A 13,038-nucleotide genomic window follows, 5' to 3' on the forward strand; every position below is an offset into this window, starting at 1 on the left:
AGGAAAATTGGAGGCAGAGCCTCCGGATCTGTGTTACCAGGCAGAGCCTGGGAACCAGTAAATTACCACTAATCCTCCACTTTCAAAGCCCTTCTTGCCAACTTCACGTAAGTTTTCACAGTTTCATAAGGCATTTCCAAATCAGCAGCAATATCAAACAAAGATTCCCCCAATTCCCGGCGCGCCAAAATCGTCGCCCAAGTTTCAGCAATCTCAGCAGCGCGACTTCCACCTTTGCGCTTTCTGTGCGCCATAAACTTCTGTGTCAATTCATCTATTCGCGCCGCCAATACGCTTTGTATCGACACTTCGGGTAGCGATTCAGTCAACCATTGCGATCGCGTTTGTCCCAATCCAAAAGTTGTTTTGTGGCCCGTGCCGCAATAAGGCGCTAACCGCCCCAAAGCATAAAATAATTGTACAAAATCAGGGCGATTGTGAGCCGATCGCCCTAGCCCAAATTCCACAGCCCCAGTAAATCCCGTTACCATGCCTTTTTTGCCCGCCGCTACCTTTTGTGACTCCAATTTGTGGCGGCTAATAATTGCATTTTCATCAATCCAATTCAAAAATTCTGCTTGGTCAAAACTTACCCCCGAAAAGTTATTCCAGCGGCGCAAATAACTGTGAAAAACATTTTCCGGAACTGGCAAAGGGAAGTGATGGCCTTTGCTACGAAAGCTTGTCGGAGTCACAAAACTAAGTTTGATGGTGGGCGAAAATGGGGGTTCGGCTGTTAATAATTGCTGGTAAGTTGTGGGAGGAAAAGCAATATCCCAAGAGCGAATTAGCAGCGGAGCATTTCGCAAATCAATCTCTTGGGGAAAATTTTGCAGCCACTGACTCAGCCACTGCACTACTGGCTTGGAAAGTCCTGTTACGTACCAGCGATAAATGCGATCGCCCAAAAGCTGAAATTCTTTGCCACCGGGGAGCAAATCACCTTCCAATCCCGAAAGAGTAAAGGCTTTTTCTGACTGTTCATCGTGCAAAAGTTGCGATAAATCCGGGTCAGTTTGGTGTACTTGACCTAAAAACCAAGCGTGCAAACCTATAGCATACTGCGCGTACAGATAGCTAGCAGCGCGGGGAGTCAATTCAAACACTAATCCGACTAACTCGGTGTCAGCCGGCCAAATCAGCCCAGAAGGAGGAGATTTTTTGCTGTGGGTGCGGTTCGGGGAAGTTGCCATCAGATGCCACTAACAGGGACAGGGCTGTGCTATCTTATCCGATTTTTATCCCCTTTGGGGGATGATTGTTGAGGGCCCTCGATCGCCCAAATCTTTTGGCTGCTTCAAAAACCGGGCCTGCCGCCAGTTTCCCGCACCCTCCGGGATAGACAAAAACCACTAAAAAACCAACAACCTAAAACTCAATCTTTGTCAAGGTTTTCCTCCTTGTAAGTAAACAGAAATATACAAGTGTTTAAAATCACATTCTGCGCTACAATTGTCAAAAGCTCGTAGCATCCTCAACTTCGATCCTAAACTATGAACACAACAGAAAAATCTAAACTCTCCAACGAAAAAACTTTGGAGGCGATGAAGAATTTCTCCGAAACCTACGCCAAGCGCACGGGAACTTTCTTTTGTTCTGAACCTTCCGTCACTGCTGTGGTGATAGAAGGACTAGCAAAACACAAGGATGAACTAGGTGCTCCCCTATGCCCTTGTCGCCATTACGAAGATAAAGAAGCCGAAGTAAAAGCCGCCTACTGGAACTGTCCCTGCATTCCCATGCGCGAGCGCAAAGAGTGTCACTGTATGTTATTTCTGACGCCAGATAACGATTTCGCGGGAACTACTCAGGAAATAGGAATGGATCAGATTCAAGCTGTCAGAGACACTATGTAATCGGTTAAGTAGGCGGTCGTGAAAGGGCAGTAGTTTTGAAAACAGGTCGTTATTTTTCCTATTTTTAAGACTTAGCTATTTAACAAAAATCGATCGCCGCCTACTCAAACACACATCCGCCATCGAAAATCCCCAATCCCCAATCGAATGACAGAGGAAATGCCGATCGAGTTTTGGCAAGGTATCGAACAGTTTAACAGCCAAGAATTTTACGCTTGTCACGATACTTTAGAGGCTTTGTGGATGGAAGCCGGCGAGCCGGAAAAAAGGTTCTATCAGGGAATATTGCAAATTGCGGTCGCGCTTTATCACTTAGGAAATCAAAACTGGCGTGGTGCAGTAATCTTGCTGGGAGAAGGAATAAATCGGCTCAGTTATTATCAGCCCAGTTATGCTGGAATTGCCGTTGAAGACTTGCTCGGACAGAGTGCTCAACTTTTGAGCGCTTTGCAACAAGCAGGGCCGGAAAAAGTTGCTGATTTTTTACCTTTATTAACAGGTGCAGAAGTTGCAGGCTTGCAATTGCCGCGAATTATCCAAGTAGCGAAAAGTTAAATAAAAGTTAAATAAATGTTTGTATTAGGGTGTGCAGTAGACTTTGCCTCTACACAGAGGAGGGCTGGCTTTCTTGCCCGCTGCACAAGCAGATTTATTTGCTGTGGAACGAGCATCTTGCCCGTTCCCGGTTAAGACAGTTGCAGCCACTCAGCAAAATAGCCAATTAAATTCGCTGTTGTCTTGCTAGGATAATTGGTTGAGACTATCGGGTCAATCGATCGACCTCACGAAAATCTTTCTGACCGTTAAGATAAAATATCTAACTGGAGATAATGCCCTTCAGCAATTTCACAAATATTGAGGCTCCAAGTTTATGATGCTCTCCGCTAAACTACTTAATTCGCGAATATTCAAAGGATTATCGCTGCTGTTGCCCCTGACTCTGGCAGGCGCGATCGCCTCTCCCACCTATTCGCAAGCCAACGCGCCCCGCACCCTCAGCGTGCGATCGGACATTCAAGAAGCCGACTCCAAAACCGGCATCGTGACAGCCCGCGGCAACGTGCAAATCAACTATCCAGCCCGCCAAATACAAGCAACTGCGGCTCAAGCTCAATACTTCAGCCGTGAGCGCCGGATTATTCTCAGCGGAGATGTTTACGTATTGCAGCAGGGCAACAGCCTGCGCGGCGAAACCATAACATACCTCATCGACGAAGGGCGGTTTATTGCCCTGCCAGACAACCCAGGACAGGTAGAATCTGTTTATCTGGTTGCCCCGGAACAAGATGCGGCAGCCCAAAATACATTGGGCTCCCCACGTCCAACTACAGCCCCCCGGTAACAGTGGCTCGCAGCAGCGAAATTTCGCCTCAGCCAAAACATACGACTTGGGATAGATGCGAAATTTCGTCTTTATAAAACTCACAAACTTGAAAAGGTAAAATTTAAATTAGAGAGTCGATCGCACAAAGCCGCAGTCGGAAATTGAGCTTGTAGAGGTTGCCGGGAGCGAAAATGAAAATTGTACTCGAAAATATTCACAAATCCTACGGAAAACGCAATGTAGTTAGTCGCGTCAACCTGTCGGTAGCCCAAGGAGAAATCGTAGGATTGCTAGGCCCCAACGGTGCCGGCAAAACCACAACATTTTACATAGCAACCGGATTAGAAAAACCAAATCAAGGCACCGTTTGGCTAAACGATTTAGACATCACGAAATTGGCGATGCACCAGCGAGCGCATTTGGGAATTGGCTATCTCGCTCAAGAAGCAAGCATTTTCCGAAACATGAGCGTGCGAGACAACATTTTGTTAGTTTTAGAACAAACTCAAGTGCCGCGCTGGGAATGGCGCGATCGAGTCGATTTCCTATTGCAAGAATTTCGCTTAGAAAAAATAGCATCTAGTTTGGGAATTCAAATATCGGGGGGAGAAAGACGACGGACTGAACTAGCCAGAGCATTAGCCGCAGGGCGAGACGGGCCCATGTTCCTATTTTTAGACGAACCGTTTGCAGGCGTCGATCCGATCGCCGTAGACGAAATTCAAACCATTATTGCTAAACTGCGCGATCGCCAAATCGGCATCCTCATCACCGATCACAACGTCCGAGAAACCCTCGAAATTACCGATCGAGCCTACATCATGCGAGACGGCCAAATTTTAGCCTCCGGGGCTGAAGAAGAACTCTACAGCAACCCTTTAGTGCGACAGTATTACTTAGGTGACAACTTCGTGCGATAGTCTTTTGAAGGCATTCAGCAAACGGCAGAATTTTAGATTTTAGATTGAGGAGCAATCTGCGAGAAAGCGCCACTATGAAAATAGCAATATCCAATTCTTTGAATCCCATCAACTGGCTGCCGAGAATTTCAGTAATGGACTGGTACATTACCAAAGAACTAATCGGCCCATTTTTATTTGGCGTCGGACTCTTTACATCCGTCGCCGTCACAGTTGGAGCTTTATTTGAATTAGTCCGCAGAGTAGCAGAATCCGGCCTCCCCTACGGCGCAGCCATAGAAATTTTTCTCCTGCAAATTCCCTACTTCGTAGTATTGGCTTTCCCCATGTCAATGCTGCTAGCAACCTTAATGGCCTACAGCCGAATGTCCAGCGACAGCGAACTCATCGCCCTCCGCAGTTGCGGAGTTAGCGTTTACCGATTGATACTGCCTGCTGTGATAATGAGTTTAATTGTTGCAGGATTAACCTTTGGTTTGCAAGAGTTAGTTGTACCCGCCGCCAGCTACAGAGCAACTCTGACTTTAGACAGAGCCCTGAAGCGAGAAAAACCGATATTTCAAGATAGAAATATTATCTACACAGAATTTCGTAAACCAGAAAAAGGCGGCGACGAAATCCTCGCCCGCTTTTTTTATGCAGAACAATTTGACGGCCAGCGAATGAAAGGTTTAACAATTATCGATCGCTCCACCCCAGGCCTCAATCAAATCGTTTCTTCAGAATCAGCTACTTGGAATCCCTCAGAAAATACCTGGGATTTTTTCAACGGAACCGCTTATATAGTTGCTCCTGATGGCTCTTACCGCAATATAGTTAGGTTTCAACACCAGCAGTTGCAACTGCCCCGCACGCCATTAGATTTAGCTGCTAGAGCGCGGGATTTCAAGGAAATGAACATTGCCCAAGCTTTAGAGCGTTTGGAAATCCTTAAAAACAGCGGCGACGAACCGCAAATTCGCAAATTAAAGGTGCGAATTCAAGAAAAATATGCTTTTCCTTTCGTGTGCATGGTATTTGGTATAGTGGGAGCCGCTTTGGGAACTCAACCGCGCCGCTCCGGTCGAGGAACGAGTTTTGGTATTAGCGTAGTTGTGATTTTTACTTACTATGTATTTTCTTTCATCACCAGTTCTATGGGCGTGAAAGCTGTTTTGACTCCGATTCTTTCGGCTTGGCTGCCGATCGCTTTTGGCTTAGGAATCGGGGGATTGTTGTTGGTGCGGGCCGCCGCTAGGTAAGTTTTACCACTAACATTGGGAATGGCGAATTCGGAACTTGTACTGAAATTCGACTGCCTTCGGCTCCCTTCTCTTCGACTACGCTGAGGAGAACCGAAGTCCAAGGGCAGGAACAGCGTAGCCTAAGTATGGGGAATTGATAATATCTTTTTCGTGGCCGAACTTCCTTCATTTAAGCTGAACTTCCCCCATTGACAAAAGGCATCGGAGTATGCAGAGCAAGCCTTCCCAGGATTTTGACCCCCGTTTTACTGGGTACAAATCAGAGAAACGCCCAGTAAATCTAGAGCCTTTTGTTGCACAATTGTTGGTTGAGTAATCTTATCGAAAACAAAACTAGCACCACCGATTGTTGACATAATTTCATTGTGGGCGATCGTACCCAAATCCGCTAATAACGTTTGGAAGCTATGCACTGGTAAATTATCGTCAGTCCGCTTAGTTCTAGCTTTGGCTTTAGTACGCTCGCTATACGTCGCCTTAACGACAGATTTTTGCTGTTGGCGAGCTGACTCCCAATCATCCTCATCAAACAGCATAGGAGCTAGTAGAGAACGCATCTGCCATTCTACGTAATAGGCTAACATACATAAAAATACGTGAGCCTTAACTCGAGCGGCCCGATGGTGGTAAATCGGTCGCACCTTTAAATCCACAGTCTTAAAACTCCGAAAAGCTTGCTCTACTTGAGACAGACTTTTATAAGCTCTCACCGTTTCTTGAGGCGATAAAACTTCGGGTTCTACTGAAGTCCGAATCACATACAAGCCGTCGAGAGCTGCTTCGCTATCAATACTTTGCGTGTTTCTTTCATAGCTAAAACTGTTCTCTTGAATATCCAGTTTGAAATGCTTGGCAACCTTGTAATGATTTACCACCTTTCCGACTTTTAAACCAATATTTGATGCCCCTGTTAAACGGCGCTTCTCTCTCATTGTAGCAGCAGCGATTTTGGCTAACTCTTTTTCGGTCGCTTGCAACAATTCTTCTCGGGTTTTGGCTCTCTCTGCTGCCAGCATCGGATTGCGACAGGCGATTAAGCGTTCTCCCGGATAGTCATCTGACGATATTTCAGCGATGTTTTGTTCGTCAAATAAAGAGAGTTGAATGGATTCTTGCTCGACGAGGCTGCGAATTTGTACCGCACGCAGCGCGCTAATCCAATCGAAACTGCGATCGTCAGCTTGAAAATGTTGTTGAATTGTGGTTGAAGAAATGATGCCTCGATCGCCCACCCAAATTATTTTGGCAATCCTAAATCTTTCTTTGAGCTTGGTAATTTGATTGCTTAAGGTTTTTGGGTCAGCAGTATTGCCCTCAAATACTTCAACTGCGATCGGGCAGCCAGAAGCATCGCACATTAATCCAAATACGATCTGCAATTTACCTCTTTTGCCATCCCGATTGTAACCGTACCTGGCTAACGGGCAAGTTTTGCCCTCGAAGTAACTGCTCGATACATCATAAAGTACCAATGTTGATGATGCTAAATGAAGGGAAGCCAAACTATTTTCGATCGACTCTTGTCTGGATAACAGCCAATCCATTGCCAAATATAGTTCATCTTCATCGGCACCCTCGATTCCCAAAATTTTGCCAATACTCGAGAAACTTGTTTCGTCACTAAATCCTCTGGCTGTAGCGAGTTTCGAGCGCGGGTCGGTAATTCTCGCGATTATCATCGCCAATACTAATCTTCTGTTGCGGGTATTTTCGGAACTAATTAGGTTGTGTAAGCCAGTGTTTTTGAGGCTGCCCAATACTGCTGCCACATGGCCGTGCGGGCGTGAGCGAGTGATTTTAAAAGAGTCAGGTAGATTGGCGATCGTGACGCCACCTTTTAACAAGGCTTGCAGTCCATCTACTGCATGGTCGGGCAATTTAGACAAGTTTGCCAGAGTGCGTTTCCGCACTTTTGAGCCTTCGCGGTAGGACTCGCGAAGTAATACGGCTGGAGGAGAGTTTCTGTTTGGAACACGTTCGATATACATGACTACAATTCTGCCACGCTCTTCCCACGCGAAAAATTAAGAAATCCTTAAATTACATGGGTACGTCCTCGGGGGCAAAAAGCTGACAGGAACTCGTAGCGCAAGGGTTTGCAAGATTTGAACGAACCCTCTACTAGGGGAAGTTCAGTTTAAGGATTAGAAAAAGTATTGATTTCGCCACCGCCAATGTAGCGTCCTGGAGCCAGAGAGCGGGGTGTAGAAAAAGTTTGAGGTTGAATGGGCTGCACGCCCTGATTTGTGTTTTGGGGAACAACTCCAAAGTTAGGCTGCTGCGGCAAGTTAAGCTGACTCGGTGGAGGTGTTTGAAATTGAGAATTCGCTGAATTGGGAGAGAATTGAGGGCTAATTATCTTGCTTCCCCCAATCCCATTTGGAAAGGTAGATGAACCGACATTTGGAAGTAGAGGTGTTGGCGAAGGTATGGCTACGGGAAGTGCCACAGGTTGAACTTCAGGTGCCAAGCCTGAGCCAGATAAATTAGTTTGGTAGGGATTTTTCGGCAAAGCCACCGGTGCAGCCCCTGCATTAATTTCGGGGAGGTTCGGCACTCTGGAATTTAACCCAGCAAATGATTCAGAGACTGTAGCTGTCGGTTTTAAGAATTCTTGAGATTCGTTGCTCACAGTATTTGTCGGAGCCACCAGTGGGCGAAGTGCTGTGGGAACATTCACAGGATTTGCTCTACCTTGAGCTGTAGCGGTCGTTGGGAGCAAATTTGTCGCATTTACTGCTGCCGGATCGGAAGCGGGTCGATCGAGCAATGTAGGCTCGTCGGCAGTTTTCTCACCTGAAGCCGCCGTTGCCGAAGTGTTAGCAACGACGTATTTTTTCATAGCTGCTTGCAGCGGACTCAAAGGCAGAGAATTTTCGTTTTGTTTATCTGAATTAGCATCACTAGACGCCTGCGATAAAGTTGCTGTCGCTGTACCCCGAGACTCAGGCTCGATCGTTTTTATCCCGGAAGTCAGTCTCCCACTGCCAGATAAACTCAACCCTGATGTTGCGTTGGAACTTGGCAAGCTGGAATTTTGGGGGTTATTGTTTCCGGCCTCGACAGCAGGATTTGCTAAATTTGGCAAGGACACCAATCCGCTGCTTCCTACCCGCTTGGGGGCTGAAGATGGCTCAGGAGTTTCTAACTCCCGATCTCGAAGTTCCTCGAATAAACCTTTGCTTTTTACTACTGATGAATTTAACAAGTTCAGTTCAGAAGCAGTAGAGCCATTAAACTGATTGACTAGCACTGGTGAGCTGTCGATTTCAGCCGCAATGGCGGTATCTTCAGCAGATAGCCCCGATAGCGAAGCTGGAGTGTTTGAGGCTGGTTCTTCTTCGCCATCTATGCTCAACCTTTCTGGATTTACAGAGACCTCCCAGATGAATAACCCCCCTGCACAGAGCACGGCTAACGGAGCCCAAACCGCCGGTTGCGTCCAGTGGCGCAACCGCGCTATTAGATAGCGGACTGATGTAGGAAATCGCTTAAAATTTGACATAGTTTTGCTTCCATCCGAGCCTGCGGATTTAAAACTATTTTTCCTACTCTACCACATCAATCTTGATTATTTTTGCTATGCCGGGGTAAGTGCGATCGGGAGCATCTCGGTTTGGCTTTTACTGTCGGTGTGCGATCGTCCGGCTCGCTATATTTATAGACTTTGCTGTGCGGGACGGATCGGAGTCCCAAAAAACGCTTTTTACTTTCGGCCCAGATGCTCCGAGTACGATCGAACTTTTGATTGAAAGTTGCGAAAGCTCAATGCAACAGGTGAAAATCCATAAAGCACTGGTAGAAATATGTCTTGCTTTCTTTAAATCAAAGGGCATAAGATGATAAAATTTTATGGGATGCTGTACCCTGCCTGCCGGGTCTGTCAGCCGATCAACCTCAAACCAAAATGTCAAGGTAAAATTGGCAATTGCTGAGAACAACACCCAAGGAAATTTGAGAGGAAATTAATGAAAAAAGTAGTTGAAGTATTAGCAAATCGGGAACAACTGATAGATCGATCGCTGGAGATTGTGCTGTCGAAAATCTCAGAAGCCATAGCAGAACGCGGACTTTGTACGATCGCCGCAGCGGGCGGAAGCACACCGGAACCCCTCTACAGAGCGATCGCAGCCCAAGACCTGGCTTGGGACAAAATTCACGTTTTCTGGGGCGACGAACGCTACGTTCCCCCAGAACACCCAGACAGCAATCAAAAAATGGCGCGGCTCGCGTGGCTCGATCGAGTGAATATCCCCGCCAGCAACATCCACCCCATGCCCACAGGCGCCGGCGACCCCGCAGCCGACGCGAAGGCGCACCAAACCGAATTACAACAGTTCTTCAAAGTATCCGAGGGCGAGTTTCCTGCCTTCGACATCATTTTATTGGGCATAGGAGACGACGCCCACACAGCCTCTCTATTTCCCGGCACAGCAGCCTTGGAAGTCCGGGATGCCCTAGTAACTGTCGGCAACAAAGACGGTCAACCCCGCATTACCTTTACAGTCCCCTTAATCAACCGGGCCCGGTGCGTCATCTTCATGGTTGCAGGAGCCAGCAAACAACCCGCCCTTGCTCAAATTTTTGCCCCCGCAGCCGACGAAATGACTTATCCAGCCAGACTCGTTCAACCAGAGGGCGAGCTTTGGTGGCTGCTTGATGCGGCTGCTGGCGCAGCAGTAAAATAGCCCACAGAGCCGCCAGCGTGCCAACACAGTCAGCATTATCACTAACTCAATCTTGCCCATCACAGCTAACGTCACGGCGTCAGCTCAGTTGCTAGTATTAGAAGCAATATAAGAATTGTGGCGGTTAAAGTTAAAATTTGACCATATACACGAGTATTTTTGTCAGGAACCTCAGCCCTGACGGCATGAGGCTTGAAAGAGAAATCTAACAAGCCATTCTGACGGGCCATCGTCTTAACTGACTACGTTTTGTGAGTCACGACACCCGCTTGATACGAAGCTAGTCCCTTGCTCTGTCGCTAGTGGTTAAACAGTTCTAAGGTAACTGGAACAGTGCTGCTAGCCCGCGCAAGCTCCCTAAACAAAGGCGCGTGCTAACTTTACCCCAGAAATGGGAGATTGAGGACAACCATATCCTCACGGGGGGGGCAACCATACCCCCCTACCCCGCAAGGGGATTCAATTCAATGTAAAGCCGTCCTGTAAGGACGGGGTTTCAGACCCAAGGACTTTTGATGAGGCTGATTTGAAAATCTGGCCGATAGCAAGGAGAAATCGATGATTGTCTGTCCCAATTGCAATCACCAGAACCCCGACGGGGCCAGCCAGTGTGAGGCTTGCTACACGCCTTTACCTGCTACCGCAAGTTGCTCGAACTGCGGTGCAGCAGTTCAGACAGATGCAGCATTTTGCGGCCAGTGTGGCTTTAACTTGCGTCCGGGTTCCATATCCATAGTTCCAGAAGTTGAGGTGACACTACCGTCTCCCTCGCCTGTAGGCCCCACAGTGGTATCGTCACCGGCGCCCGATTTAGTGCCACCCGATCCCCTGATGGCAATGGAACCTCTAGTTAGCCTGAATAAGGGGCTCAACTTGGAAAAAACTACCGCCAGCATTCCGACGATTCCAGATCCCCCGCCTTCGCCCTCGGTTCCTGTTACAACTGAATCGGTGGCAACACCAGTAAATATCTCTCCTCCGGTTCCGGGCCCACAGCCAGCAGGTGTAGCTAAAACTCAACTGCAACAGCAGTCGGCGCGCCTGCTACACGTTCAGACAAATACGCCGATGGAATTGCCTCACAGTCTGGCTGTGGTTCACATAGGCAAGCCAAATGACTTAGTACCGCCGGATATTGATGTTTCGGGATTTGCTAATTCTGAGATAGTTTCTCGGGTACACGCAAATCTCCGGGTGGAGGGAGATGCTTGCTACCTAGAAGATGTAGGCAGTTCCAACGGCACTTACGTCAACAATACTCCGCTACCCAAGGGAAACCGCCACCGGTTGCGACCGGGAGACCGCATCTCTCTGGGCAAAGGAGACCTGGTTACGTTTTTATTTCAAATCTCTTAGAGCGAGTTTGGATTGGGCGATCGAAAGTCTAAAATCTAAAATCGCATCTTGAGGCGCTCTACCAAAACTCAATTCTGCCAATGTGATTAAGCTGACCTTGCTACATCCACTCCAGTCTATACCCGTCCGCAGTTGGATCTTTGAAGACGAGCAGGTCGTCCGGATCGGGCGCTCGACCGAAAACCACGTCGTTCTTTTTAGCGCTGTGGTTTCTCGTCGCCACATCGAATTGCGGCGCAGCGGCATAACTTGGGAACTGATCAATTTAGGTACCAACGGCACTTACCTCGATGGTAAGCCGATCGCTAAGGTTCCCATTGTGGACGGTCTGATCGTTCACTTGGCTCGCTCAGGGCCGAAAATTCAAATCAACGTAGGCCCGAATCAGTCCTCAGTCCAGTTAGGACTTCTTAGCGTCAAGCCCAGGGAGGCTAAGGAAATTCACGCTCCATCGGGCGGCGTGCACATTAGCACGATTCCTGTTCCCGACCAAAAAGAAGTTGGCACTTCCAGGGAAGAGGAGGAGTTAACCCAGGCAGATAATAATCGCCATTATTCGGAAGAAGAATATTAAATCGGCTTCTTTGGACGATCGACATTTTTCAAAGGCGGCACTCAGGAGTTTATTTATGAGTACATCACCACAAATTGTTAGGCGCAGCGAACTGCTCAACCGCCGCACCATCGACCGCAGAACGGCCGAAGAGGTCGGCAGGGTAGATCGGGTTTGGTTAGACGCTCACTCCCAGCGGGCGATCGGCTTTACTTGCAAGTCGGGACTTTTGGGCAGCAAAAAAACTTGGTTCGCTTGGGCGCAAGTAGATACGGTGGGGGAAAATGTTTTTGTCACCATTAACCCGGAACTGCCGGAACTTCATCAGCCGGAACAAGCTGTTTGTCCGATCGGCCTTGAGGTACTCACGGACGCTGGTAATCAGGCAGGTGCAGTGGTTGACTACCTATTTGATGTCCGCACTGGTTCAGTCACCCACTACCTATTTAAATCGAGCGGCTGGCGCGGTGTTTTAGACGACATTTACTTGTTACCTGTGGCAGCTATTTCGACCATCGGCAGCAAGCGGGCGATCGTCTCTGAAGCTGCTGTATCGGAACCCGTGCAGTACGCGGACGGACTGCACAAAAAAGTCGGTCTGGTAGCAGAGTTTTTACACGAAGATTTCGACAGAACTCTCAAAAATGTGGCAGGTGTGAAGCGGGGCGCTCAAAGTCTGGCGGAAAAATTCCAAGATAAAGCTCTAGAAGTCAGGGATGTAGCTCAAGAAAAAGTTGCAGAGTTGAAGCGGCAAAGGCAAGAATCTGTCCGACCAGAGCCGAAGCCGGAGCCGCCTGAGTCAGATTTGAGCTGAAGTTTGGCCTTCCCGCTCGCCGGGGGACTAATCGCCGATCGCATTTTGGGGCCGCGCGCGCGAGGAAGGTCGATCGGTATTTTCCCTATGAGAGATTGATGCGTTGTCGCTCAAAATTCCACTGCTGCTCAAAGCATTGTATTTTAAAGGTATCGCATCAATAAGGAAAATGTTAGCAACTCAAAATGACCTATGCTGTTTGATACAACTCACATCTTGCACCATTCTCAAGAACAGGCAAGATGCCTGTTCCACAAAGAGTGAATTTTCTTGTGGAACAGGC

Annotated in this window: 12 protein-coding genes; 9 read left to right on the plus strand and 3 right to left on the minus strand. The window is 48.0% G+C overall.

Annotated features, from left to right (window positions below):
- Positions 1-68: 68 nt before the first annotated feature.
- The gene (gene cas6, locus QUB04_RS11810; RefSeq protein ID WP_333284363.1) at positions 69-1,193 is read right to left on the minus strand and encodes a CRISPR-associated endoribonuclease Cas6; all 1,125 of its coding nucleotides are present in this window, start codon (positions 1,191-1,193) and stop codon (positions 69-71) included.
- A 300-nt stretch (positions 1,194-1,493) separates the two neighbouring features.
- Here cas6 and QUB04_RS11815 point away from each other — a divergent pair, with 300 nt between their 5' ends.
- The 5 genes from QUB04_RS11815 to QUB04_RS11835 all read left to right on the plus strand — a co-directional run bounded on the left by QUB04_RS11815 (position 1,494) and on the right by QUB04_RS11835 (position 5,341).
- Positions 1,494-1,856, plus strand: coding sequence for a ferredoxin thioredoxin reductase catalytic beta subunit (locus QUB04_RS11815; RefSeq protein WP_333146013.1), 363 nt, complete (start codon positions 1,494-1,496; stop codon positions 1,854-1,856).
- 147 nt (positions 1,857-2,003) lie between these two features.
- On the plus strand, positions 2,004-2,411 hold the full coding sequence (locus QUB04_RS11820; RefSeq protein ID WP_333284365.1) for a DUF309 domain-containing protein: 408 nt from the start codon (positions 2,004-2,006) through the stop codon (positions 2,409-2,411).
- A gap of 316 nt (positions 2,412-2,727) precedes the next feature.
- The gene (locus QUB04_RS11825) at positions 2,728-3,198 is read left to right on the plus strand and encodes an LptA/OstA family protein (protein WP_333284367.1); all 471 of its coding nucleotides are present in this window, start codon (positions 2,728-2,730) and stop codon (positions 3,196-3,198) included.
- 173 nt (positions 3,199-3,371) lie between these two features.
- A complete protein-coding gene (lptB, locus tag QUB04_RS11830) occupies positions 3,372-4,100 on the plus strand; it encodes an LPS export ABC transporter ATP-binding protein (protein ID WP_333284369.1) in 729 nt (242 codons plus the stop codon).
- 74 nt (positions 4,101-4,174) lie between these two features.
- Complete coding sequence (locus QUB04_RS11835; protein WP_333284371.1) at positions 4,175-5,341, plus strand: LptF/LptG family permease; 1,167 nt, start codon at positions 4,175-4,177, stop codon at positions 5,339-5,341.
- Between the two features lie 248 nt (positions 5,342-5,589).
- Here QUB04_RS11835 and QUB04_RS11840 read toward each other — a convergent pair whose 3' ends face one another.
- A complete protein-coding gene (locus QUB04_RS11840; RefSeq protein ID WP_333284373.1) occupies positions 5,590-7,332 on the minus strand; it encodes an IS1634 family transposase in 1,743 nt (580 codons plus the stop codon).
- Between the two features lie 149 nt (positions 7,333-7,481).
- Positions 7,482-8,849: a hypothetical protein gene (locus QUB04_RS11845; RefSeq protein WP_333284376.1), complete on the minus strand. Its 1,368-nt coding sequence runs from the start codon at positions 8,847-8,849 to the stop codon at positions 7,482-7,484.
- A gap of 463 nt (positions 8,850-9,312) precedes the next feature.
- Here QUB04_RS11845 and pgl point away from each other — a divergent pair, with 463 nt between their 5' ends.
- From pgl to QUB04_RS11865, 4 genes are all read left to right on the plus strand, one after another.
- Entirely contained in the window at positions 9,313-10,032 is a 720-nt protein-coding gene (pgl, locus tag QUB04_RS11850; protein ID WP_333284378.1) for a 6-phosphogluconolactonase, read from the plus strand.
- 558 nt (positions 10,033-10,590) lie between these two features.
- On the plus strand, positions 10,591-11,388 hold the full coding sequence (locus tag QUB04_RS11855; protein WP_333284380.1) for an FHA domain-containing protein: 798 nt from the start codon (positions 10,591-10,593) through the stop codon (positions 11,386-11,388).
- Positions 11,389-11,470: 82 nt separating this feature from the next.
- Positions 11,471-11,962, plus strand: coding sequence for an FHA domain-containing protein (locus tag QUB04_RS11860; RefSeq protein ID WP_333284382.1), 492 nt, complete (start codon positions 11,471-11,473; stop codon positions 11,960-11,962).
- A 55-nt stretch (positions 11,963-12,017) separates the two neighbouring features.
- Positions 12,018-12,755, plus strand: a complete 738-nt coding sequence (locus tag QUB04_RS11865; RefSeq protein ID WP_333284384.1) for a PRC-barrel domain-containing protein — start codon at positions 12,018-12,020, stop codon at positions 12,753-12,755.
- Positions 12,756-13,038 lie beyond the last annotated feature (283 nt).

The sequence above is a fragment of the Microcoleus sp. D2_18a_B4 genome (assembly GCF_036702475.1).
Taxonomy (GTDB): Bacteria; Cyanobacteriota; Cyanobacteriia; order Cyanobacteriales; family Microcoleaceae; genus Microcoleus.

Bases quoted from the DNA above. Each gene is read 5' to 3' on its own strand.
- cas6 (WP_333284363.1), bottom strand. From the start codon at position 1,193: ATGGCAACTTCCCCGAACCGCACCCACAGCAAAAAATCTCCTCCTTCT.
- QUB04_RS11815 (WP_333146013.1), top strand. From the start codon at position 1,494: ATGAACACAACAGAAAAATCTAAACTCTCCAACGAAAAAACTTTGGAG.
- QUB04_RS11820 (WP_333284365.1), top strand. From the start codon at position 2,004: ATGACAGAGGAAATGCCGATCGAGTTTTGGCAAGGTATCGAACAGTTT.
- QUB04_RS11825 (WP_333284367.1), top strand. From the start codon at position 2,728: ATGATGCTCTCCGCTAAACTACTTAATTCGCGAATATTCAAAGGATTA.
- lptB (WP_333284369.1), top strand. From the start codon at position 3,372: ATGAAAATTGTACTCGAAAATATTCACAAATCCTACGGAAAACGCAAT.
- QUB04_RS11835 (WP_333284371.1), top strand. From the start codon at position 4,175: ATGAAAATAGCAATATCCAATTCTTTGAATCCCATCAACTGGCTGCCG.
- QUB04_RS11840 (WP_333284373.1), bottom strand. From the start codon at position 7,332: ATGTATATCGAACGTGTTCCAAACAGAAACTCTCCTCCAGCCGTATTA.
- QUB04_RS11845 (WP_333284376.1), bottom strand. From the start codon at position 8,849: ATGTCAAATTTTAAGCGATTTCCTACATCAGTCCGCTATCTAATAGCG.
- pgl (WP_333284378.1), top strand. From the start codon at position 9,313: ATGAAAAAAGTAGTTGAAGTATTAGCAAATCGGGAACAACTGATAGAT.
- QUB04_RS11855 (WP_333284380.1), top strand. From the start codon at position 10,591: ATGATTGTCTGTCCCAATTGCAATCACCAGAACCCCGACGGGGCCAGC.
- QUB04_RS11865 (WP_333284384.1), top strand. From the start codon at position 12,018: ATGAGTACATCACCACAAATTGTTAGGCGCAGCGAACTGCTCAACCGC.